The 24,485-nt window shown below is 44.7% G+C and carries 19 protein-coding genes and 1 tRNA gene; 12 read left to right on the top strand and 8 right to left on the bottom strand.

The features are described from left to right. Nucleotide 1: 1 nt before the first annotated feature. Nucleotides 2–3,640 carry a protein kinase domain-containing protein gene (locus G5B06_RS00530; RefSeq protein WP_173771124.1) on the top strand — a complete coding sequence of 1,213 codons (3,639 nt, stop codon included), beginning with the start codon at nt 2–4 and terminating at the stop codon, nt 3,638–3,640. 28 nt (nt 3,641–3,668) lie between these two features. Here the strand turns inward: G5B06_RS00530 and G5B06_RS00535 are convergent, their stop codons facing one another. The 3 genes from G5B06_RS00535 to G5B06_RS00545 form a co-directional block, all read right to left on the bottom strand. Then, nucleotides 3,669–4,370 carry a protein phosphatase 2C domain-containing protein gene (locus G5B06_RS00535; RefSeq protein ID WP_173771125.1) on the bottom strand — a complete coding sequence of 234 codons (702 nt, stop codon included), beginning with the start codon at nt 4,368–4,370 and terminating at the stop codon, nt 3,669–3,671. 13 nt (nt 4,371–4,383) lie between these two features. Beyond that, nucleotides 4,384–4,734 (bottom strand): DUF2500 domain-containing protein, encoded by a 351-nt coding sequence (locus G5B06_RS00540; protein WP_148445007.1) that lies wholly within the window; start codon nt 4,732–4,734, stop codon nt 4,384–4,386. A 267-nt stretch (nt 4,735–5,001) separates the two neighbouring features. Further along, nucleotides 5,002–5,085, bottom strand: a tRNA-Leu gene (locus G5B06_RS00545). Between the two features lie 238 nt (nt 5,086–5,323). Here G5B06_RS00545 and G5B06_RS00550 point away from each other — a divergent pair. The 5 genes from G5B06_RS00550 to G5B06_RS00570 all read left to right on the top strand — a co-directional run bounded on the left by G5B06_RS00550 (nt 5,324) and on the right by G5B06_RS00570 (nt 13,320). Next, on the top strand, nt 5,324–6,400 hold the full coding sequence (locus G5B06_RS00550) for a carbamoyl phosphate synthase small subunit (protein ID WP_015527400.1): 1,077 nt from the start codon (nt 5,324–5,326) through the stop codon (nt 6,398–6,400). Further along, nucleotides 6,400–9,615 (top strand): carbamoyl-phosphate synthase large subunit, encoded by a 3,216-nt coding sequence (gene carB, locus G5B06_RS00555; protein WP_173771126.1) that lies wholly within the window; start codon nt 6,400–6,402, stop codon nt 9,613–9,615. Before G5B06_RS00550 ends, carB begins: the two co-directional genes overlap by 1 nt. Nucleotides 9,616–9,785: 170 nt before the next feature. Beyond that, nucleotides 9,786–10,688, top strand: a complete 903-nt coding sequence (locus G5B06_RS00560; RefSeq protein WP_173771127.1) for an undecaprenyl-diphosphate phosphatase — start codon at nt 9,786–9,788, stop codon at nt 10,686–10,688. Nucleotides 10,689–10,722: 34 nt separating this feature from the next. Beyond that, nucleotides 10,723–11,622 (top strand): hypothetical protein, encoded by a 900-nt coding sequence (locus tag G5B06_RS00565; RefSeq protein WP_173771128.1) that lies wholly within the window; start codon nt 10,723–10,725, stop codon nt 11,620–11,622. Nucleotides 11,623–11,712: 90 nt separating this feature from the next. Continuing rightward, nucleotides 11,713–13,320: a serine hydrolase gene (locus tag G5B06_RS00570; protein ID WP_173771129.1), complete on the top strand. Its 1,608-nt coding sequence runs from the start codon at nt 11,713–11,715 to the stop codon at nt 13,318–13,320. A 4-nt stretch (nt 13,321–13,324) separates the two neighbouring features. Here the strand turns inward: G5B06_RS00570 and G5B06_RS00575 are convergent, their stop codons facing one another. Together G5B06_RS00575 and G5B06_RS00580 are read right to left on the bottom strand one after the other, a co-directional pair. Next, nucleotides 13,325–14,245, bottom strand: coding sequence for a helix-turn-helix transcriptional regulator (locus tag G5B06_RS00575; protein ID WP_173771130.1), 921 nt, complete (start codon nt 14,243–14,245; stop codon nt 13,325–13,327). Then, nucleotides 14,238–14,450 carry a TOBE domain-containing protein gene (locus tag G5B06_RS00580; RefSeq protein ID WP_173771131.1) on the bottom strand — a complete coding sequence of 71 codons (213 nt, stop codon included), beginning with the start codon at nt 14,448–14,450 and terminating at the stop codon, nt 14,238–14,240. The genes G5B06_RS00575 and G5B06_RS00580 overlap by 8 nt, the downstream gene beginning before the upstream one ends. Nucleotides 14,451–14,644: 194 nt before the next feature. On the opposite strand from G5B06_RS00580, the gene modA reads away from it, so the two are divergent. From modA to G5B06_RS00595, 3 genes are all read left to right on the top strand, one after another. Next, nucleotides 14,645–15,499 carry a molybdate ABC transporter substrate-binding protein gene (gene modA / locus G5B06_RS00585; protein ID WP_173771132.1) on the top strand — a complete coding sequence of 285 codons (855 nt, stop codon included), beginning with the start codon at nt 14,645–14,647 and terminating at the stop codon, nt 15,497–15,499. Between the two features lie 64 nt (nt 15,500–15,563). Then, nucleotides 15,564–16,259 (top strand): molybdate ABC transporter permease subunit, encoded by a 696-nt coding sequence (gene modB, locus G5B06_RS00590; protein WP_148445001.1) that lies wholly within the window; start codon nt 15,564–15,566, stop codon nt 16,257–16,259. Beyond that, nucleotides 16,259–17,308: a sulfate/molybdate ABC transporter ATP-binding protein gene (locus G5B06_RS00595; protein WP_148445000.1), complete on the top strand. Its 1,050-nt coding sequence runs from the start codon at nt 16,259–16,261 to the stop codon at nt 17,306–17,308. Before modB ends, G5B06_RS00595 begins: the two co-directional genes overlap by 1 nt. Nucleotides 17,309–17,397: 89 nt before the next feature. Here G5B06_RS00595 and G5B06_RS00600 read toward each other — a convergent pair whose 3' ends face one another. Beyond that, a complete protein-coding gene (locus G5B06_RS00600) occupies nt 17,398–18,483 on the bottom strand; it encodes a PucR family transcriptional regulator (RefSeq protein WP_148444999.1) in 1,086 nt (361 codons plus the stop codon). A 109-nt stretch (nt 18,484–18,592) separates the two neighbouring features. Next, on the bottom strand, nt 18,593–19,708 hold the full coding sequence (locus tag G5B06_RS00605) for an ABC transporter ATP-binding protein (protein WP_118061999.1): 1,116 nt from the start codon (nt 19,706–19,708) through the stop codon (nt 18,593–18,595). 337 nt (nt 19,709–20,045) lie between these two features. Here G5B06_RS00605 and G5B06_RS00610 point away from each other — a divergent pair, with 337 nt between their 5' ends. The 3 genes from G5B06_RS00610 (at nt 20,046) to G5B06_RS00620 (ending at nt 23,204) form a co-directional block, all read left to right on the top strand. Continuing rightward, on the top strand, nt 20,046–20,504 hold the full coding sequence (locus G5B06_RS00610) for a transcriptional repressor (RefSeq protein WP_021976235.1): 459 nt from the start codon (nt 20,046–20,048) through the stop codon (nt 20,502–20,504). 265 nt (nt 20,505–20,769) lie between these two features. Continuing rightward, nucleotides 20,770–21,114, top strand: a complete 345-nt coding sequence (locus G5B06_RS00615; RefSeq protein WP_021976234.1) for a DUF6110 family protein — start codon at nt 20,770–20,772, stop codon at nt 21,112–21,114. Between the two features lie 14 nt (nt 21,115–21,128). Continuing rightward, nucleotides 21,129–23,204, top strand: coding sequence for a heavy metal translocating P-type ATPase (locus tag G5B06_RS00620; RefSeq protein WP_118061998.1), 2,076 nt, complete (start codon nt 21,129–21,131; stop codon nt 23,202–23,204). 155 nt (nt 23,205–23,359) lie between these two features. Here the strand turns inward: G5B06_RS00620 and G5B06_RS00625 are convergent, their stop codons facing one another. After that, nucleotides 23,360–24,304 carry an AraC family transcriptional regulator gene (locus tag G5B06_RS00625; protein WP_173761795.1) on the bottom strand — a complete coding sequence of 315 codons (945 nt, stop codon included), beginning with the start codon at nt 24,302–24,304 and terminating at the stop codon, nt 23,360–23,362. Between the last annotated feature and the right edge of the window lie 181 nt (nt 24,305–24,485).

The following is a 24,485-nucleotide window of genomic DNA, read 5'->3' on the forward strand; positions in this document are numbered from 1 at the left end:
AATGCGAAAAGTACTGCGGGAGGGAACATGGATCCGTTTATCCCAGGGTGAACTGTATAAAATTACCGGAACGCCTGTCGGAGAAGGCGGCGGAAGTATCGTATACCCGTGTAAAAAAATATCTCATTTTAATGGGAAAATTACAGTCAGTGAAATTGACTATGCGTTAAAAGAGTGTTTTCCACTGTCATCTGCCTTTGTTTTTGAGCGCAGGGAAGATGGTGAGATCGTATCTGCGACAGAAAATCCGGCAGCAGTCCGTTATCTTAATTCTGTCAGAAAAATGCAGATGCAGGAGCAGGAAATAACAGGAAAAATTTACAATACCGCGGCTAGAACGATTCCTGTCATTAGTGCTTCCTGGGAAGTTGAGCTCTCTTTTGATGAGGGACATACCTTTCATCTGGTAAATAATACACTTACAGTCATGACATCACTGGAATCCAAAGGAAAAGCACTGAAATCTTATCTTTCCCGGGGAGAAAAACTTTCGGTTGTCCAGGCATTTCAGATCATAAAACAGGTATTATTTGCGGTAAAGGAAGTCCATGAAGCAGGTTTTCTCCATCTGGATATCCAGGACGGAAATGTTTTTATAAAAGGAAGCCTTTCGGCGGAAGATAATCTGGTTTCTCTGGTGGATTTTGGAGCGGCGAGACCTGTCTGCGAGGACGGGTTATGTCCTGTGATTCGTGACAGAGCATTATTTTCCACAATGGGATTCGAGTCGCCGGAGATTGTCGGGCACAATGATGGAACTCTGAGGCTGGGAGCAGAGGCAGATCTGTACAGTGTGGGATACCTGCTTCTTCTGATGCTGACCGGAAAGAGATACACCCAGAGGGAACTTGACTCTGCGAATATCGGCCTGTATCTTTCAAAAAGAAAACTGAAAAAGCTGAACTGTCCGGCTCATATGGCGGATAAAGTCCATCAGATCATTTCGAAAGCGTTAAAGAAAACGCCGGAGGAGCGATATCATTCCTGTGAAGAAATGCTGGCAGATGTATCGGATCTTATTCATGCGCTGCAGCCGTATAAAAGCGATCTTTCCCAGGTTGTATATGATGCGTTTATCTGCTATCGTCATGGGGAAACGGACAGCCAGGCTGCAAAAATACTTCAGCAGAAACTGGAACATTTCCACATTCCGTGGATGCGTAAAAATAAAATAAAAAAGATCAGACGGGTTTTTATGGACGAAGGGGAACTGTCATCCTGTTCTGATTTTGGGCTTCAGATCCGGGAAGCGCTGAAAAATTCAGGATGGCTGATCGTGATCTGCTCTTCTGAAACTAAAGATTCCCCCTGGGTTAATCTGGAAATAAAAACATTTCTTGAATTTCATGACCGATCCAGAATACTTGCCGTAGTAACAGATGGAGAACCGGAAGAAGTTTTTCCAAAGGAACTGCTGGGCAGTGACAGGACCGCAGAGGTTCTTGCTGCCGATGCAAGAGGGGAAACACCAGAACAGGTGATACGAAATGTAAAGAAAAATGTACTGTTAAAGATTGCTGCTCCCATCTTAGGAACCACATATGATTCTCTGAAACAGAGACAGAGAAATTATATCATAAAGAAATATACAGTCATTGGCTCCCTGGCTGTGCTGATGGCAAATGCTTTTTTTCTGTTTGCCATGGACAGAAACCGCAGGATTGAAGAACAGAACCGGCGGATCCTGGAAAACAGGGCAGAGGATCAGGTGGCTCTGTCTGGGGAACTTTTGAAGGAAGGAAACCGGGAAGAAGCACTGCAGGCTGCTCTGGAGGCACAGGAAGACGGGGATACTCCAGTGATTCCGGAAGAGATCTATGCATTGAATTCTGCCCTGTACAGTTATCATCATGAAGGAAATGTAGAAGGCTTCCGACCGGACAGACAGGTGGAACTGGAAAATAATACAACGGATATCGGTGAAAGCAGTCCGGATGGAAAGGTGTTTTTCTGTCTGGATGAATCCGGAATCGCGTATTTTTACAATATGGAAGATTGGTCTTTGCAGTGGAAGTGTAAACTGGAAGAAGAAACTTCTATATTTATAGATGGAAAATTTGTTTCCGAAGGAAAAATATTGTTGTTTTCACAGAACACAGCGTACTACATGGACATTGAACAGCAGAAATGTATAAAAAGGATTTCGTTAAAAGAAGACGACAACATGCTGGAAACTCCGGTCTGGGCACTTCATGATGGGATGCTTGTATTTGGTTGCGAGTCTCTGGATGGAGTTTATGTGTATCGGTATGATCTGAACCATGGCAGCATGAAAAAGATCAGACTGACTGTGGACGCAATGGATCATATAACTTCCATCGCAATTTCTCCGGACGGAAATATGCTGGCAGTCAGCTGGCTTGATTATGCTTCCGGAGATATCTGGGACGGAGGTATTCAGACGGTTGATCTGAATACCGGAAAACAGACAACACTGGAAGCCAATCATGTTTCTACGATCCGTTTTATCAGTAATTCGGAATTTCTTACCATAGAATGTGAGAACGTGCCTTTTGGAAACAGTGGAATCGATGATAAAAAAAGATACCGCGAGGTAATATATCAGCTGGAAAAGGGAAAAGTGTGGGAAAATACGACCCATTACCTGCGGACACAGTATGAAGATTCGCTGTATGCAGATGCGGCAGTATATGAAGATTTCCAGTTTGACAGTGAAAAAAAGGCAGATGTGATCTTCGTCAACCTGGGTACACATCTGATGATCATTGACAGGAATACATACAATATATTATGCGAAGAAGATTTTTCATATCCAATCGTAAAAATGGCAGTGTATGATGAAAGTACAGTGCTGCTTGGTCTTGCGGACGGAAGTGTGGAACGGTTCTGGATGGATAATCATCAGAAGATTTTTTCAGTGGAAGACCGTTCTGTTGGCGGTTTTTTATATGATTCGAATAAAAAAGTGATCATTCAGATGAAGGACGGGACGCCGTTTCTGGTTATTTCTCAGATCGCGCAGGATGCATCCATGAAACCGGCAGAGGCGCAGGATATAAAAAAGAAAATTCAGACAGAAGAAACTGTGGAGGAAACGACGGAAGAGACGCAAGTTCAGGGAACGTCAACGAAGCGTTTTGCAGTTGTAGGTGATACATCCATTGATGTGTATGACGGAGGGAAGAAAGAGCCGTTTTTCACAATTCCCCGTAATGGGGCAGAGGAACCGCTGGTGGCATTTTTTAAAAGAGATGAACAGTTGGTAGTATACTGCAACAAAAAAGTTACAATCTGGGATCTTGCTTCCGGAAAAAACATTGCGACACAGGTGGTGGATACGGATTCTGCACAGAAAACAGATATTTTGACAGATCCGAAAGGAAGATATCTGGCGCTGTATACAAAAGAGGGCCAGGTAAGCATCAGTTCCCTTGACGGATGGCTGGAAAGAGTACTGAATATCTATTCTGTGGATGAAAATTCTCAGCTGCACCCGTATGCGGATATTCCTTATGCCTATGTGGATTTTGAGAAAGAGATGGTATATGCGCTGGGACGGGATGACGACAGATATTATGGTATTCCTTTCTACGGGTACGGAGAGCTGAGGGAAAAAGCGGAGCAGATCCTAGGAGCCAGAAAAGAGAAAACTGTGGATATCACATATATTTCCGAATGATTTTGCCAAAATGTCCGTATCACTGACGTTATTGTCTGGAACAGGGAGCATCTAACTCACAGAGTACATAGCTCATATCATCAAAATTTCTGGTGTTTATCATTTTCTGATTCAGGAGATCTTGATTCTGCACAGAAAAGATACCGGAAGTGAGAGGAACGTTCAGGCTGTTCATTCCATCGGATAAAAGAATGATCCTTCTGGCACCAGGTTTTGTCCAGCGATAAAAACGCAGATAATAAAAAAGAGTGCAGTTCATGGTCAGATAGGTTGAATTTGGGGTATTTCCACTTTGGGGTGAAGAAACGGTCTGCAGGCGGTCGGAACTGTTAATGTTCCATAATATGCATCCATCTCCCAGATGTACACCGATAAATTTGCCGTTTTTGTCCATGGAAATGGCGAGTATGGTTGTTGCCAGCAGTCTGGGAGCGATCTGCATTTCTTTTGCCATTTTTTTCAGTTCGTTATTTATTGTCCGGGTGAGCTGCATTTTGATATCGGGAAGTGCGTTATGGAGATATTGCTCAAAATTAGAATGAAGATTCCGGGCCAGAATACTTGCAGTTACACTGGCTGCAATGCCACCATAGGGGCTGCTTCCAGCCCCGTCGCATAAAACAATGGTTGTCTGTGTGGCATCGGAAAGTATTCTGATCTGATCCTGACACCGGCTGATATCAAATCCGTGGCATTTCCCGGCAGTGCGGAAAGATCGTACATGAATCATAGAAAGTGTCCTTTCAGCGGATTGGATTGGTTATTTCTCTCTGGAAGGAGAGGATGGTGTTTCCCTGATAGCGGATAATTCCGATATCATTTACAGAAAAAAGTACTTTATGATTTTCAAAGGTTCTGAGTTTTAAACGTTCTCCGTCTTCACATTCAACGAGATACCATCCAACCATGTGTGCACCTGGAAGTTTTGCGAGGATTTTTACACGTTTTGTGATGACAGGCTTGGTTTTGTCGGAATTTTTTATAAAGTAGAAAACTATCCATGCTAAAATGGAGATGCCGGCCAGTACAATAATAAATGCTATGAAAGTGCTGAGAAATTCGTTGGGATCGTAATGATCAAATCTGATAGTCATATTTTTTCCTCCTGTTTTACATATGAATGAAGTTAATTGGTAATTGGTGTCTAAAGTTTAGGGCTTCATGATCGGATCCTCCTTTTGTAAATGTGTTGTTCTTTGAACTGACTACATCATAGCGAAAGTGGGAGAGAACCCGGGTTTTACTTTTTTCTCCGGATTTTTTGAGGAAAAATGAGAAAAATAAAAAGAGCTGCTGCCTCTGGATAAATATTCATCCGGAAGCAACAGCTCCTTTTTGATTTTGGATAAAATAAAAAAGAATGCAGGAAATGGGACTTGAACCCACACGATCTTGCGACCACAGGCACCTGAAGCCTGCGCGTCTGCCAATTCCGCCATTCCTGCATTTTTTCAACCGGCTTACTTCACTTCATTTAGCTCCGTTCGTCGACTGCTCACTTATAATAACCCAAGAATTGAATAATGTCAATAGAAAAATTCAAAAAAATTAAAAAAATTTGAAAAAAATATTTTGAGTTAGTTTTATGCATTTTTTTTGTATATGGTGTTGAAAAATGGCGATTCCTGTGATACAATCTTGAAGATTTAGGATAAAATAAGAGAACAAAGAAAGGGAGATTGTATGAAAGCATTTCTGATATTGGAAGATGGCCATGTATTTACAGGAACCAGCATTGGTTCTGCAAGGGAAGTCATCAGTGAAATTGTCTTTAACACTTCCATGACCGGTTATCTGGAAGTAATGACAGATCCTTCTTACGCAGGACAGGCGGTGTGTATGACATATCCGCTGATCGGAAACTACGGAATCTGTTATGATGACCAGGAATCAAGGAAGCCGTGGATTGACGGATTTATTGTACGCGAATTATCACGAGTTCCCAGCAACTTCAGAAGCGTAGACACCATTCAGCATTTTCTGAGCAAAAACGACATTCCGGGAATCGCAGGAATTGATACCAGAGCACTGACTAAGATCCTTCGTGAGAAGGGAACCATGAACGGAATGATCACAGTTGACGAGAACTATGACCTGGATACAATCATCCCCAGATTAAAAGCATATACAACAGGAAAAGTGGTAGAGAAGGTTTCCTGCCGCGAAAAGGAAGTGCTTAAGGGGAACGGACCGAAGGTTGCCCTTCTTGATCTGGGCGCCAAGAAAAACATTGCACGCTCACTGAATGAGAGAGGATGCCAGGTTACTATTTACCCGGCTCTGACATCCGCAGAAGAGATCCTTGGAGACAATCCGGACGGCATCATGCTCAGCAACGGCCCTGGAGATCCGAAGGAATGTACTTCTATTATTAAAGAAATCAAAAAACTCTATGACTCTGATGTGCCGATCTTTGCCATCTGCCTTGGACATCAGCTTATGGCTCTTGCAACGGGCGGAGATACCCATAAGATGAAATACGGTCACAGAGGCGGAAATCATCCGGTTAAAGACCTTGAGACAGGAAGAGTATATATTTCTTCCCAGAACCATGGCTACGTTGTAGACGCAGAGGGCCTTGAGGAGAAAAATATCGCACATCCTGCATTTGTAAACGTCAACGACGGAACAAACGAGGGTATGGCATATAATGGAAAGAACATCTTTACGGTACAGTTCCATCCGGAAGCATGCCCGGGACCACAGGATTCCAGTTATCTGTTTGACAGATTCATGAAGATGATGGGAGGAGAGAAATAATGCCAAGGAATAAGGACATAAAAAAAGTACTTGTAATCGGCTCAGGTCCGATCGTAATCGGCCAGGCAGCAGAGTTTGACTATGCAGGAACCCAGGCATGCCGCTCCCTGAAGGAAGAGGGCATGGAGGTTGTACTTTTAAACTCCAATCCTGCTACCATCATGACAGATAAAGACATCGCAGACAGAGTTTACATCGAGCCTCTGACTGTTGAGGTCGTAGAGCAGCTGATCCTCAAAGAGAAACCGGACAGTGTACTTCCTACACTGGGCGGCCAGGCAGGACTGAACCTTGCCATGGAGCTTGAGGAGAAAGGCTTCCTGAAAGAGCACAATGTACGCCTCATCGGTACCACAGCAGCAACCATCCGTAAAGCTGAGGACCGTCAGGAATTTAAGGATACAATGGAAAAGATCGGCGAGCCGGTTGCAGCATCCAAGGTCGTAACAACTGTAGAAGACGGTGTTGCGTTTACTCAGACTATCGGTTATCCGGTTGTTCTCCGTCCTGCATATACACTTGGCGGAAGCGGCGGCGGTATCGCGCATAATGAGCCGGAGCTTCGTGAGATCCTTGAGAATGGTCTCCGTCTTTCCCGTGTAGGCGAGGTTCTTGTAGAGAGATGTATCGCCGGATGGAAAGAGATCGAGTACGAGGTAATGCGAGACAGCGCAGGAAACTGCATCACAGTCTGCAACATGGAGAACATTGACCCGGTTGGTGTCCATACCGGTGACTCCATCGTAGTTGCTCCTTCCCAGACCTTAGGAGACAAAGAGTATCAGATGCTCCGTACATCTGCACTTAACATTATTACAGAGCTTGGCATCACAGGTGGATGTAACGTACAGTACGCTCTTCATCCGGAGAGCTTTGAGTACTGCGTTATCGAGGTTAACCCTCGTGTAAGCCGTTCCTCCGCACTTGCAAGTAAGGCTACCGGTTATCCGATCGCCAAGGTTGCAGCCAAGATCGCACTGGGCTACACACTGGATGAGATCCCGAACGCCATCACAGGCAAAACATACGCAAGCTTCGAGCCGATGCTGGATTACTGTGTTGTTAAGATCCCGCGTCTGCCATTTGACAAATTCATCACAGCAAAACGTACACTGACTACACAGATGAAGGCTACCGGTGAGGTTATGAGTATCTGCCATAACTTTGAGGGTGCTTTAATGAAGGCTATCCGTTCCCTGGAGCAGCATGTGGACAGTCTAATGTCCTATGATTTCTCACATCTTTCTGATGAAGAACTGATGGACGAGCTGAACATTGTGGATGACCGCCGTATCTGGAAGATCGCAGAAGCCCTGAGACGAAATGTTTCCCAGGAGAAGCTTCATGATATCACAAAGATCGACATCTGGTTCATCGATAAGCTGGCTATCCTTGTTGAGATGGAGCAGGCTCTGAAAACTCAGAAGCTGGACAAAGACCTTCTTCTGGAAGCAAAACGTCTGGAGTTCCCGGACTACATCATCGCAGACCTGACAGGAAAGACAGAAGCTGAGATCAAAGACCTGCGTAAAGAGTACGGCATCCGTGCGGCATACAAGATGGTTGATACCTGTGCAGCAGAGTTTGCGGCAGAGACACCATACTATTATTCTGTATACGGCGATGAGCAGACAGAGAATGAAGCTGCAGAAACAAAAGATAAGAAAAAGATCCTGGTACTTGGTTCCGGCCCGATCCGTATCGGTCAGGGTATCGAGTTCGACTTCTGCTCTGTACACTGTACATGGGCATTTGCGAAAGAAGGATATGAGACGATCATCATCAACAATAATCCGGAGACAGTAAGTACAGACTTCGATATTGCAGATAAGCTGTATTTTGAGCCGCTGACACCGGAAGATGTTGAGAATGTTGTAAATATCGAGAAACCGGACGGAGCTGTTGTTCAGTTCGGTGGACAGACAGCTATCAAGCTTACAGAGGCACTGATCAAGATGGGCGTTAAGATCCTCGGAACATCTGCTGAGAACGTAGATGCTGCAGAGGATAGAGAGCTCTTTGATGCCATCCTTGAGAAATGTGAGATCCCGAGACCGAAGGGACATACCGTATTCACAGCAGAAGAGGCGAAAAAAGCTGCCAATGAGCTGGGTTATCCGGTACTTGTCCGCCCGTCCTATGTACTTGGAGGACAGGGAATGCGTATCGCTGTCAGCGATGAGGACGTGGAAGAGTACATCGGAATCATCAACCAGATCGCACAGGAGCATCCGATCCTTGTTGATAAGTACCTGATGGGTAAAGAAATCGAGGTCGATGCAGTATGCGACGGTGAGGACATCCTGATCCCTGGAATCATGGAGCACATCGAGCGTGCAGGTATCCACTCCGGAGACAGTATTTCTGTATATCCGGCACAGACCATCAGCCAGAAAGCAAAAGATACCATCGCCGAATACACACGTCGTCTTGCACAGGCACTTCATGTTATCGGTATGATCAATATTCAGTTCATCGTTGTAGGCGAGGATGTATATGTGATCGAGGTTAACCCGCGTTCCAGTCGTACAGTACCGTACATCAGCAAGGTAACCGGAATTCCGATCGTTCCTCTTGCAACAAGAGTTATCCTTGGCCGCAAGATCAAAGAGCTGGGTTATACACCGGGACTTCAGAAGGAAGCAGAGTACTTTGCGATCAAGATGCCGGTATTCTCCTTTGAGAAGATCAGGGGCGCAGATATCAGCCTCGGACCTGAGATGAAATCCACAGGTGAGTGCCTTGGTATTGCAAAAACCTTTAACGAGGCTCTTTACAAAGCCTTCATCGGAGCCGGAATCCGTCTTCCGAAGCACAAACAGATGATCATCACTGTAAAAGATGAGGATAAGAAGGATATCATTCCGATCGCAAAACGTTTCGAGGCTCAGGGATACCGTATCTTTGCAACAAGAGGTACTGCAAGCGTACTGACTGAAAACGGAATCAAGGTAACACGTACCAACAAGCTGGAGCAGCCGTCTCCGAACCTGATGGACCTGATCCTTGGTCACAAGATCGATGTTGTTATCGACACACCGCCACAGGGTGTTGAGCATCAGAAAGATGGTTTCGTGATCCGTCGTAATGCCATCGAGACAGGTGTCAATGTGCTTACAAGCCTTGATACTGCAGAGGCTCTGGTCACAAGTCTTGAGAATACAGACCTGAACCACCTGACTCTGGTAGATATTGCGACAATTGACAATCGTTAAGCGTTGTTAAATGTAAAAAATATGTAAATTTTGCGAAATAAAAGATTCAAAGTTTACGAATTGAAAAATATGTAATATACTGATAAGGACGGAGCCGCTGTTTATATATCGGTTCGGTCCTTATCTTATTTTGGGCACAAAGCGAAATGTGCTTTTGGAAAGGAGTTAACATGAGTTTTATAGAATTGCTGAAGGTTATCCTTCTTGGCATTGTGGAGGGAATCACAGAGTGGCTTCCGATCAGCAGTACCGGGCATATGATCCTGGTAGATGAATTTATCAAGCTGAATGTGTCCGATGCATTTATGGAATTTTTTCTGGTAGCGATCCAGCTTGGTGCGATCATGGCAGTTGTTGTTCTGTACTGGAACAAGTTGTGGCCTTTTTACATAAGGAAGATTCCCAAAAAAACACAGATGGCCCTTCGTAAACAGCCGGCAGTATCCAGAGGAATCCTTACATTTGTGGAGAAATACTGTGATAAGGAGAAATGGATTCTGTGGTTCAAGATCCTGGTGGCATGTCTGCCGACGATCATCATCGCACTTCCGTTTAATGACATCATTGAAGAGAAATTCTATAATTATGTTGTGGTTGCGATCACACTGATTGTTTATGGTGTTCTTTTTATTGTGATCGAGAATTACAATAAACGCCGCAGACCAACCTGTACCAGACTGGATAAACTTACATTCAAAACAGCTCTGATTATTGGCTGTTTTCAGGTGCTTTCCGTAATTCCTGGAACTTCCCGTTCCGGATCTACGATTATCGGAGGAATCCTTGCCGGAACATCCCGTACGGTTGCGGCTGAGTTCACCTTTTTCCTGGCAATTCCGGTTATGTTTGGCGCAAGCCTTCTGAAGCTTGTGAAATTCGGTTTTGCCTTCAGCTCCACAGAGCTGATCATCCTGATCGTAGGCGTACTGGTATCTTTTGTGGTATCAATCCTGGCGATCAAATTCCTGATGGGATATATCAAGAAACATGATTTCAAGGTATTTGGATGGTACAGAATCATTCTCGGAATCCTGGTTCTCGGATATTTTATCGGAAAAACATTACTTGCGTAAATATGTGTAAACAGTAATTCTGGAGGTAATTATTATGAAATATAAGAAAATTATGATTGCACTGGCAGCAGCTGCAGCACTGAGTGCAGCCGGATGTGGAAGTTCCTCAAAAGACACAGTGGAAGTAACCCCGACACCGGTTCCGACTGCGGCACCGACTGCAGCACCTGCGACGTCCACACCGCTTCCGACTTCCACGCCGGCACCGAAGCTGATTGGCGTAAAAACAAGCACTGCAAAATTTGTATATCTTACCAACAGTACCAAGGGTGAAATCCGTGAGATTTATCTCCGTGCAGCCGGCGGAACAGAATGGGGCAAAAATCTCATTCCTGCGGAATCTACCATCAAAGATGCAGAGCAGGTACAGATGTATTACACACCGGATTCTGCCACAGATGCAATCTATGATATGAAAGTTGTAGACGGAGATGGAAACGCATATGAGATTTACAGTGCAGAGCTGGGCGATATGGAGAAGGCCAAACTGATGATTCAGGACGGTTCTGCATATCTGACTTACATGAGTTTAAGTGACAAGAGTGAAAAGAGTACACAGGGAAATGTGGAGACCGATAACAGTGAATCTGACAGTACAGATTCCACAGACAGTACAGACACTTCCAGTGTGACCGATACTTCTTCCACAGATGACAGCTCTTACGACAGTTCTGATAACGGCAGCTATGATAGCAGCGATGATGGAAGTTCAGACAACAGTTATGACAGCAACGACAACAGTGATAACAGCGATGACGGAGACGGCGGAGATTACGATAACAGCGATAGCGGAAACTATGATGGCAATGATGACGGCGGTTATGTAGATGACAGTGATAACAGTGGAAGTGGAGACGATGTAATTGATGACAGTAACAGTGGCAGTGATGGAGACATTGTCTGGGATGATAATGGAGACTGGTCAGAAGAGTAACCAAAATCCGAATATCCCGTAAAAGTTACATAAAGGTACATACAGGTGGAAGGGCCTGCCGGGAACTCCGGCAGGCAGTAAAAAAGAGAAATGGAAGAGAAAAGAGTAAAAGTTAATAACAAAAAACCGGGAATTGCTGTGCTTGCGTGTTTATTTATGCTGACAGCAATTTTTTGCATTGGTCTGGCAGGAAACTGCCGTGAGGTAAAAGCGGAGTCCGGCACAGAGAAAATCATGTTTCAGGATAATAGTGGAAGGTACCTGAAAAAGTCCGGTGCAAACTGGTGCCTGCGGGATGTAAAAAACAAAAAGATTACAGGACTGCAGTATCTGGCAATTCCGGAAACAGATTTTCTGCACCGTGGCATTTACATGTTTGACAGCAACGGACGTCTGATACAGAAACGGGTTGTTTATTATTTTAAAAATCTGACGGTTCGTGGAATTACGTTTCAGGGGTATTATGTTTCGGATCCCAATGGCCGTTTTACAAAAGGAGAAAAAGGCCTTGTAAAAATTGCAGACCAGAAAGTAAACGGAAAAGTTTTCGGAGGCTATTATTATGCAGGCGATCGTGGCAAATTAAACGGAAAAACTTATGTCCGTTATATGAAACAGAGAAAACTTTACGGTATGACACTGAAAAGAGGCTATTATTATTTCAACGGCATGGGAAAAATGTGCTTTGGAACACATTTTCATAAGCTGAATATAACCGTAAACGGAAAGAAATTTAACGGAAGTTATTATTTTGGAAGTGGAAACGGTCGATTGACGCAGAAAGCCGGATGGATTACCTACAGAAGTCGCAAATACTATATCGACAAAAATGGAAAGATGGCAACCAATTGCTGGAAGAACGGTTATTATCTGAAATCTGACGGTACCATTGCCAAGACAACGAAAACGCCGGATGGCCAGTATGTAGACTGGCAGGGAAGAAAGAGCACAAAGTCTGAGTATAAATTAAGCGCTTTTAAGGCTGAGATGGAACATTTTGCATCTGCTTACGGAGGAAACTGGTCCATTTACATAAAAGACCTGAAAACCGGAAATATTGTGAATGTAAATGATCAGGCAATGTATCCGGCAAGTACCATCAAAGCTTTTGTCATGGCATCTACCTACGATCAGATCAGACAGGGAAAAATGCAGTACAGTTCCAGCGTTCGAAATCTTTTGTGGGATATGATTACAGTCAGTGACAATGAAAGCTACAATGAGCTGGTAAGACGGCACGGAGGCGGAAGTTTTGTAAAAGGAACCGCGGTAGTAAACCAGTATCTGAAAAAGAACGGATACACGAGGACAGGCTGCCACAGTTCCCTTCATCCGTCATCCTCTTCCTGGGCAAGTGACGGAGGACGAAATACCGCATCCGCAAAAGACTGCGGAAAGCTGCTGGAACAGATTTACCGTGGCAAATGTGTGTCCAAACAGTATTCCAAGGAAATGCTGAATCTTCTGCTCCATCAGACTGTACGCTATAAAATTCCGGCAGGTCTTCCATCCGGAGTGGTATGCGCCAACAAAACAGGAGAAACAAGTTCTGTTCAGCATGATATTGCAATTATTTACGGAAAGAAGACGGATTATGTATTATGCGTATTTTCAAGCGGTGCGTCCGAAGAGCATCTGCAGTCCGGAATCCGGGCGGTATCAACCAGAGTATATGAATATATGAACGCAAACCATTAAGTAATTACAGGGTGATAATTTCTCCTGTATGTGAGGTATCATATCCGGTCTGAAGAGAAAGGGTGCGCCGGAAATTTTCAGAGGCAATGGTATCCGCCACTGCCTGAAAACCGGGAGCGCAGAAGTTCTCGGAACGCAGGATAAGATACAGCGTTTCCTCACGGACAGGAAGAAAAGTAAGCCCTGGAAAACTTCTGGCGGCATAGCCCTCACCAAGTGCTGTGTCGGCCTGTCCGCCGGCAACGGCAGCGGCGGTGGAATAGTCGGAAACCAGTTCGTTGCGGTAGCCGGATATGGCTTCCGGTGAAATTTTGGAAGCCTTCAGCTGCCGGTCAAGAAGAACTCTTCGGCTGCTTCCTTTTTCGCGGTTTGCAAAAATAATGTCTGCCCGTGTAAGATCTGAAAAATCCCGGATATTTCTGGGATTTTCTTTTTTTACATAAAAACCGACCGGATACTGGCAGAACCGGATTGCTGTCAGGGAAACTCCTGGAACAAGGCTCTCGATATCTTCCAGGGAAGCGGCAGCACAGGCCAGGTGGACTTTTTCGAAATAGAGAGAATACAGTCCGTTGTAGGTATTCATATGAGACTGCAGTACCGGCAGGCTTCCGGGAGTGGAAGGCAGCTGATTTAAGAGAAGATCCAGGGCAGGGGAAGACTGTCCGCTGATGATCAGCCCACTGGAGTGGAGAAGATAATCTCTTTTCAGAAGAGAGCTTTCCGGCTGATAGTCACGAGTCTGCGCTGCAGTACTGATCTGCGCTGCTCCATCCAGATACTGTGCTAACTGTTCTTCGCTGACACGAAGCTGTTTGCCGATTTTTGAGGAAGAAAGTTCGCCTCTCTTGATCAGTTCGTATACGGTTGTCTTTTTGATTTTCAGTTTATCGGCGACTTCCTGGGCTGTGTAAAATTTATTCATCGATTCCCACCATAACGCTGGTAGCCTTGATTATCGCATAAGCATCAGAGCCAACTTTCAGTCCCAGTTCCTCCACAGCGGCACAGGAGATGGTTGCTGTGATAATATTTCCCCCGCCAATATCAATGGAAACAATGGAATTTACGGCGCCTTTGTTGATGTTGATAACTTTTCCTTTTAACTGATTACGTGCACTGAGTTTCATAAAAAAATTCTCCTTATCTTTTAAGATCTTGATGTTGCAGTAAAAACTGCTCTGTGTATTTCATGATAGCATGTGTATGAAAAAACAGCAATGGCCTTACGCTTGACAAGAAACTTTCATTTGGGTAAAATTAGACGAAACCATTCAAAACTGAATGAAACTGAACGAAACAGAAAAAGGAGAGGGACAAAAAGGTGAAGAAAAAAATCTTAGCAGCTCTTACAGCGGGAATTCTGACAACAGGCCTTATGACCGGAGGTGTTTTTGCGGCAGACACAGAGGTGAAAGGCGATGAGAATCTGAAAGGTGAGGTTTATGCTTTTATCGCAGCCAGCCTCAGCAATTCCATGGAAGAGATCCAGAAGGATTTCAATGAACTTTATCCGAATGTGACAATCTACTACAGCGCAGACAGCTCAGGTACACTGCAGACACAGATTGAGGAAGGCGCACGCTGCGATCTTTTCTTTTCAGCAGCAGATAAACAGATGGATGCCCTCACAGAGGAGAAACTGACAAAAGAGGACACTGTTGTTGACCTTCTTGAGAATAAAGTCGTTCTGATCAAACCAAAGGACGGAGAGACAAAGGTAACAGGATTTGAGAACATCACAGATGCCGAGAATATGGCGCTTGCAGGTGAGGATGTTCCGGTTGGACAGTACTCCCGTGAGATTTTCAACAACCTTGGAATCATGGATGATGTAAACGAGATGGAGATCAACGAGTGCAAGAACGTAACAGATGTACTTGCTGCAGTCAGTGAGGGAAGTAATGAAGTTGGTGTAGTATATGCGACAGATGCTGCATCTGTTGCGGATAAAGTAGAGACTATTGCAGAGGCACCGGCAGACAGCCTTCAGACTCCGGTTCTTTATCCGGTAGGACTTATTGAGGATAAAGAAGCATCTGAGGATGACACCAAGGCAGCAGAGGCATTCCTGGATTATGTAGAATCTGACGCTGCAATCAAGGTATTTGAGTACTATGGATTCACAGCATATAAGGCTGAGGACAGCACAGACTCTGAAGACAGTATCTCCAAATAATCATTATGCAGAAAACCGGCAGTAATTTTTTGAAATACGGTAAATGTCGGTGCAGGAATGAACGATGACAGAATTTTTGAAAGAAATAAACTGGAGTCCTCTGTGGATTTCCTTAAAAACAGGTCTGGTGGCTACCGTGATCGCCTTTTTTCTGGGGGTATTCTGCGCCCGTAAGATCATGAAACTGAAACCAGGAGCCAGAGCAGTACTGGATGGTATCCTTACCCTTCCTCTGGTACTTCCGCCTACAGTTGCCGGATTTTTTCTTCTGCTGATTTTCAGCCTGAAAAGACCGCTGGGAAGTTTTCTTCTGGATAATTTTGATATTAAGATCGTACAGACCTGGAAAGGTTGTGTGATCGCGGCTGCAGTGATTGCGTTTCCGCTGATGTACCGCAATGCACGTGGTGCTTTTGAGCAGGTAGATGTGAATCTGATCTATGCGGGCCAGACTTTGGGAATGAGCGATAACCGGATCTTCTGGAAGGTGGTTATGCCTGCGGCAGGACCGGGAATTGCTTCCGGAACGGTACTGGCTTTTGCACGTGCCATCGGTGAGTATGGAGCAACTTCCATGCTTGCCGGAAATATCCTTGGAAAAACAAGAACGGTTTCGGTAGCCATAGCTGCAGAGACCGCAGCCGGAAACTATGGAACTGCAGGCTTCTGGGTCGTTGTGATTGTGCTGATTTCCTTTGTGATTGTAGCGCTGATTAACATTGTATCCGGAAGAGGAATGAAGACAAGAAGGTGGATCTGATGGCAGTCAGTGTAAATATCGAAAAGAATTTCCGGGATTTTTCCCTGAAAGTACAATTTGAGGGCAGCTCGGCAGCCATCGGGCTTCTTGGAGCATCCGGCAGCGGAAAGAGCATGACGCTGCGGTGTATAGCAGGAATTGAAACTCCGGATCGGGGTAAGATTGTAATTAACGGAAAAACAGTCTTTGATTCGGAAGCAGGAATCAATCTGAAACCACAGAAACGGCGGATTGGCTATCTTTTCCAGAATTATGCATTGTTTCCAACCATGACCGTAGAGCAGAATATCCGATGCGGTTACCGTGGGGAAAAGGCCTCCGTCCAGGAAAAAGTGTCGGATTTGATCCGGCGTTATCATCTGGAGGGACTGGAAAAACGTCTTCCATCCCAGCTTTCCGGCGGGCAGCAGCAGAGAGTGGCACTGGCCAGAATGATGATCGGAGAGCCGGAAGCAATCCTTCTGGATGAACCGTTTTCCGCACTGGATGGATTTCTGAAGGATGTGCTGCAGAGAGAGATGCAGGATTTTCTTAAGGATTATCCGGGGGATATGATTCTTGTAACTCACAGCAGAGATGAGGCCTATAAATTCTGTAAAGAGCTTTCTGTTGTGGATGGAGGACGTATCCTCGTGACCGATGAAACGAAGCGGTTGTTTGAGAATCCCAGAATGCTGAAAGCGGCAAAACTTACCGGATGTAAGAATTTTTCAGCAGTTCAGCGGCTGGGAGAACACGAAATTTATGCCACAGACTGGAAAATGAAACTTCATACAGCAGAAAAAGTGGCAGAAGATATTACGCACGTGGGAATTCGTGGACACTGGATCCGGCCGGAAGAGAAGCCTGGAGAGAACTGCCTGGAAGTGCAGGTGGATGAGTATATTGAAACAACGTTTGAACATCAGTATATGATCCGTAAGAAAGATGAGGAGGCAGCAGCCGGTTTGTGGTGGATGCATCCCAAGAACAGTTTCATGGAAGATCCGGACATGGGACTTCCCAAGTATCTGTATCTTCCACCGGAACATCTGATGCTGCTGAAATAAAAATATCTCTGTAAAAAATAAAATCCCGGAAATATCCGTCAGATATTTCCGGGATTTTTTTGTGCTATGTACTATATTTTCTGAGATATTTATTTTCCATGATTCCGGGAGTAGGTAATGTAATCCGTTACCATCATGGCAAGTTTAAAAGCCAGTGCATCTTCGAAGGTACGGATATCCAGTCCGAATCGTTTTTGAAGCTTTTCAAAACGGTACACCAGAGTATTTCTGTGTACATAAAGCTGTCTGGATGTCTCGGAAAGATTCAGGTTGTTTTCAAAGAAAGTTCGGATAATATTCAGTGTTTCATCATCAATAGAATCCAGAGACTCATCTCCGAAAATTTCATTTACGAACATGTCACAGACCTGCGTCGGAAGCTGATAGATCAGGCGGCCGATACCAAGGCGGTTGTAGCCGAAGACATTTTTGTCTGCATAAAAGATTTTTCCGACTTCCAGAGCAGTACGCGCTTCTTTGTAGGCATCAGAAAGCTGCATAATATCGTCGGCAGCATTGCTGTAGGAGACCCAGGCAGAAGTCATGGCTTCTGTATTCAGCATATCTACAAGCATACAGGCAATTCCGTCAAGCTCTTCATAGCCCTCTGTGCTCTGAAGCTCACGGACAACAATAATGCCGGAATCATCCAGGGCAGTGATAAAGTCACGGGTCCGGGCGGAAAAGATATTCCGGATGGTTGCCAGAGCATTTTCATCTTTATGCTGTTTGGTTTCCACAAGAAATACTGCACGGCGGACAGAAGGTGCAATGTGGAGACGGGCAGCTTTGTTGAAGGCTTCCACCTGAGAGTAGCGCTCCAGAAGAAGGTTCTGCATGAAGGAATTTTTGTCCGTTTTTTCCGCATAGGCAGTAAGAAGGCTTTCTACCTGGCAGACAGCAAGTTCTCCGATGGTAGAAGCAGAATCCGTGGAACCCCATACAGTCAGAAGCATATCGCCGGATGTGCCGTTTAATTTGTAGAGGCTGCAGGAACGGTTGGAAATGCATAAAGCAGGATCTTCACGGAACTGGGTGAGTTTTTCGGCAGATGGAAGCTTTCTGTCTCCGGTGGAAGCGAAAACTTGATTACTTTCATTCAGAATACAGAAATCCAGTCCACTGATCCGGTTCCAGTCATCCAGACATTTTTGAAGTGTTTGCTGTATTTTCATAAAAATTGAGTCCTTTCTGTAGATGAAGTGAAAATTGTGCAGAGTAAAAAAGAAACCCCGGGAAAATATATCCCCGGGGTTAAATTCATTTTTTGTAATTCGGTAAGAATTAGTTTGTGATTGTAAGCTCTGTCTCTTTGTCGAAGAAGTGAGCTTTCTCCATATCGAATGCGAATCTGATCGGATCACCGGTCTTAGCTGTTGTACGAGGATCAACTCGTGCTGTGATCTGAGTTCCGTCAACATCGAAGTACAGGAATACTTCGGCACCAAGAAGCTCGTAAACTTTAACTACGGAGTTCATCGGTTTGCTTGGGGATGTCTCAAGGAACATCTGAGAATCATGGATATCCTCAGGACGGATACCAAGAACAACTTTCTTTCCAACATAGCCTTTGTCTTTGAGAACTTTAGCTTTAGCTGCAGGAACAATAACCTCATGCTCGTTACCGATTGTAGCGATCATGTTACCGCCTTTTTCGGAGATAACAGCATCAAGGAAGTTCATCTGCGGAGATCCCATGAATCCTGCAACGAAGAGGTTGCCTGGTTTCTGATACAGGTTCTGTGGTGTATCAACCTGCTGAACAACACCGTCTTTCATAACGACGATTCTGGTACCAAGTGTCATAGCCTCTGTCTGGTCATGTGTTACATAGATGATTGTAGCACCAAGTCTCTGATGGATCTTGGAAATCTCGATACGCATCTGTACACGAAGTTTAGCATCCAGGTTGGAAAGAGGCTCATCCATAAGGAATACCTTAGGATTACGAACGATAGCACGTCCCATAGCGACTCGCTGTCTCTGACCACCGGAAAGAGCCTTCGGTTTACGATCAAGAAGTTTGTCAAGGTCAAGGATTCTTGCTGCTTCACGAACTGCTTTATCGATCTGATCTTTCGGAACTTTACGAAGTTTAAGTCCGAATGCCATGTTATCATAAACAGTCATATGAGGATACAGAGCGTAGTTCTGGAATACCATTGCGATATCACGGTCCTTAGGCTCAACATCGTTCATGACTTTGTCACCGATCTTAAGTGTACCACCGCTGATCTCCTCAAGACCTGCGATCATACGAAGTGTTGTGGACTTTCCACATCCAGACGGTCCTACGAAGATGATAAACTCTTTGTCTTCGATTTCAAGGTTGAAATCTTTAACTGCCTGGAAGCCGTTTGGATAAGTTTTATTAATGTGAGATAATGATAAACTTGCCATTGTTGTTTCCCTCCAAAATTAATATATTGTTTTTTACGTAATTTCCTTTGCTGGTTAACAGTATATCGAAAATGGAGGAAAAGAGCTAGAGCTGAATCGTACAAAGTTTCCGGCAGTTTCTTGTCATTCTGACGAAAAAACGAAAGGGGATTTTTCGTCATTTTGTCAAAACGACGGTTTCATATGGATAGATTCACGAATTATTATACTGCATTCCGGCGAAATCCTCAATATTATAAAAAAATCCAAAACAAGTTATTTACAGCTAACCACAGTTGGAGTATACTAACTTATTAGATAAAAGAAAAGTTTTCTCAATAATAAAGGAGGGATCAGAATGCAGAACGCAAAAGCTGAGAAAGAAGAAAAGAGAACAGGATGTTACCGCCATACACAGATGCAGAAAGATCTTATTATAGAGAAGCTGAAAGAACGGGGCTTAAGAATTACCAGACAGAGGAGGATCCTGCTTGATATCATTCTGGAAGGGGAGTGCTCCTGCTGTAAGGAAATTTATTACAGGGCTTCCGCACTGGACCCGAAGATCGGTGTGGCAACGGTATACCGTATGATCAATACGCTGGAGTCCATCGGAGCCATCAGCCGCAAAAATATGTACCGGGTAGCCTGCAGTACCAAAGGGGCCTGCACAGTGGAGCTGGATGATGATACCATCTGCCACCTGTCCGGGCAGAAGCTTAATGAGGTGATCCGTGCGGGACTTCGGGCATGCGGGGAGATCCATGAGCAGAATATCCGCACACTTGCAGTGCTTCCGGTACATGAAGTGGGATAAACACAGCAAGGAGATATTCCCTATATAATAGGAAATAAAGGGTTTGTACAGACTAAAAATTAGAAAAACGAAACTATTAGTAAAACTTAACTGTTAGGAGAAATTAACTGAAAATTCAGCGAATTGTGTTAAATTCACAAAAAAAACACTGGACATTTTTTTACAAGTATTTTATAATGATGAAAATACCGGGGCAGGCATGGGAAATTGTCCACCGGAAATCAGTAAAATGATAAAAATTATATATTTAGGAGGAAAAATTATTATGGTAGATTTTAAATTCAAAAAATCAGGACTTTTTGCAGCAGGTGTTCTTTTTGGAACAGCAGGAATCAAGATCCTTACAAGCAAGGATGCGAAGAAGCTTTACACAGGATGCACAGCAGCCGTTTTAAGAGCTAAGGACTGCATCATGAAAACAGCTACAAGCCTTCAGGAGAACGCGGAGGATATCTACGCTGAGGCTAAGGGAATCAATGAGGAGAGAGCTGCAGCAGAAGAGGCTGTAGAAGATGTTGCAGAGAATGCAGAAGAGACTGCAGATGAGGATGCATTCAAGGAGGCAGCAGAAGAGACAAAAGAAGCAGCAACTGAAGAGACAGCTGAGTAAAGAGGCGATTTCCCGTGAAATTTTATATTAAACATGAGACAAGAGGACGACTTCGTATTCATCTTGCCCAGAAGAGAATGAGTTACGAGCAGGCGGATACTTTGCTGTATTATCTCGAAAATCTTGACGGAGTGGCTTCCGCCAAGGTATATGAGAGAACCTGTGATGCGGTTGTGAATTATCAGGGCAGCCGTGAGGCTGTTATCTGCGGTATCAGAGCATTCCATTATCAGGATGTGGAAGCTCCCCAGCAGGTACTGCAGAGCTCCGGAAGAGCACTGAATGCAGAATATCAGGAGAAACTGATCTCCAAGGTGATCTATCATTTTGGAAGAAAGCTTTTCCTGCCATATCCGTTGAACGCGATTTATACGACAGCAACTTCCCTGAAATATATCTGGAAGGGCATTGATACACTTCTTCACCGCAAGATCGAAGTACCGGTTCTGGATGCCACTGCGATCGGTGTATCCGTACTGCGTCAGGATTTCGGTACTGCAGGTTCCATTATGTTCCTGCTTGGAATCGGAGAAATTCTGGAAGAGTGGACACATAAGAAATCAGTCGGTGATCTTGCAAGAACCATGTCACTGAATGTTGGCAAGGTGTGGCTGAAGAGAGAAGATCAGGAAATTCTTGTAGAATCCAAAGAAGTTCAGCCGGGAGATGAAGTTGTTGTCCGTATGGGTACTGTGATTCCGTTTGACGGAAGCGTTACGGATGGAGAAGCTATGGTGAACCAGGCGTCTCTTACCGGTGAGTCTGTACCTGTATGTAAGAAAGAAGGCAGCGTTGCCTATGCAGGTACCGTTGTGGAGGAAGGTGAGATCACTATCCGGGTGAAGACGGTAGGTGGTTCCAGCCGTTATGACAAGATCGTCACCATGATCGAGGAATCTGAGAAGCTGAAATCTTCCCTGGAAGGCAAGGCAGAGCATCTGGCAGATAAGCTGGTTCCGTATACTCTTGGAGGAACAGCCCTTACATATCTGCTCACCAGAAATGCAACCAAGGCCCTTGCAATCCTGATGGTAGATTTCTCCTGTGCACTGAAGCTTGCAATGCCAATCTCCGTACTGTCCGCGATCCGTGAGGCAGGTACACATAAAGTTACGGTTAAAGGCGGTAAATATCTGGAAGCAATGGCTGATGCAGATACCATCGTATTTGATAAGACCGGAACTCTGACAAAAGCAAAACCAACGGTTGTGGATGTGGTTTCCTTTGATAACAACAATCCGGACGAGATGCTGCGTATTGCCGCATGTATGGAAGAACATTTCCCGCACTCCATGGCCAAGGCCGTTGTCAGTGCAGCCAGAAAGAAACATCTGGCACATGAAGAGATGCATTCCAAGGTTGAATATGTAGTGGCACATGGAATTTCCACTACCATAGAAGAACATAAAGCCGTGATCGGAAGTTATCACTTTGTTTTTGAAGATGAGAAATGTGTGATCCCGGAGGATGGCCAGGAGAAATTCGACAGCATTCCGGAAGAATATTCTCACCTGTATCTGGCTATTGACGGACGTCTTGCAGCTGTGATCTGTATTGAAGATCCACTTCGTGAGGAGGCAAAAGCTTCTGTAGAAGCACTGCGCGCGGCAGGAATCTCCAAGATCGTTATGATGACAGGAGACAGCGAGCGTACAGCAGCAGCTATTGCCAGACGTGTAGGTGTGGATGAATATTATTCCGAGGTACTTCCGGAGGATAAGGCCAACTTCATCGAAAAAGAGAAGGCAGCCGGAAGAAGGGTGATCATGGTAGGTGACGGAATCAATGATTCTCCGGCACTTTCCGCAGCCAATGTGGGCATTGCCATCAGTGATGGTGCTGAAATTGCCCGTGAGATCGCAGACATTACCGTAGGTGCGGATGATCTTCAGGAATTGGTTGTTCTGAAAGAGATCAGTAATGCACTGATGAAACGTATCAGACGTAATTACCGTTTCATCATTACCTTTAATGCAGGCCTTATCGCCTGTGGTGTTGCAGGAATCCTGCAGCCGACTACATCTGCACTTCTGCACAATACTTCTACACTGGCGATCAGCCTGAAGAGTATGCAGAATCTGCTTCCATAAATAGTCCAATAATAAAATATTAATCCAGCCGGATCACGTATGAGATACAAAATCTCTGTGATTCGGCTGGATTTTTTTGCCTGTGTGATGGTGTTACAGCTGATCAGAAGTGGAGACGTGAATGCCCGGTTGTCGTTCAGAATTCAGATCTGACTTCATTCATGTGGAAAAGGTTCACTTTCCAGTTTCAGGCCATCCGCCATATGATAGCGCTTCTTTTCGGTATCCGAACGGAGAGGCCGGGTATGCAGGCTCCGGTACCGGGAAGGGTTCATATGATAAAATTTTTCGAAGGTATGTGCAAAATGCTGCCGGCTATTGTAACCGGAAGAAAAGGCAATATCCGTAATGTGCAGAGTACTGTTGCACAGAAGAAAGGCGGCCTGCTCCATGCGTTTGCGGTTAATGTAAGTGTTGATGGTGCAGCCGTTTTTTTCTGTAAAAAGCGCCTGGAGGTAGGATTTGTTGATTCCTGCATATGCGGCAATGGCAGGAATATCAATATCTTCCAGATAATGCTCGTCAATATAGCGGAGTGCTTTTTTTAGATAAGCACTTCCCGATGAGTTCCGGCTGGAGTGGGCGCAGAAGGCAAGTTCTGTAAGCATACGGCCAAACAGAAGAAAGAAGAGAAATTCTTCCTCCTTTATCTCACCGGAACTGCGCTGCAAAAAGGTGAGAAGGTCTTTCAGGCTGTATCCGAAATTCCGGGAATCTGTGCCGGAACAGAATCCCCGGGAGGAGTCCATAAAGGTCCAGAACCGGGAAAATCCGGGATCTTTTTTCAGAAGAAGATCCAGAGAAACCGGGCTTTTTTCGGAAGTGAGGGAAAATTCCAGATTCAGGATCGAGCAGGGAAAACCATCCGGGATTTCAAGCCTGTGAGGGACATCCGGTCGGATAAAGATAAACTGTCCGGATTTCAGCAGAAATTCTACGTCCTGTTCCTCATCCATGCAGAAAACCCGGCAGGAACCGGAAGTAATATACATGATCTCATAACTGGAATGGGTGTGATGTTCCATATGGTAATAAGGAAGGGAAAGGGCATAAAAAGCGGAAATATGAAAATATCTGGAAGAGTCCTGAAAAATATCCATTTGGCAAACCTCCTGATCGTCAGAAAATATTATGGGATAACGGCGGCACAGGATCAGAAACCTGTGAAAAAATATCTGTGAGACAGTATAGCACAGAAAAATAAATACGACAATATATTGCATTTTTACATTCAGGGGATGATACCTGTCACCTTGCAAAAGATCAGATGCTATACTGAGA

The organism is Blautia luti (assembly GCF_013304735.1).
Taxonomy (GTDB): domain Bacteria; phylum Bacillota; class Clostridia; order Lachnospirales; family Lachnospiraceae; genus Blautia_A.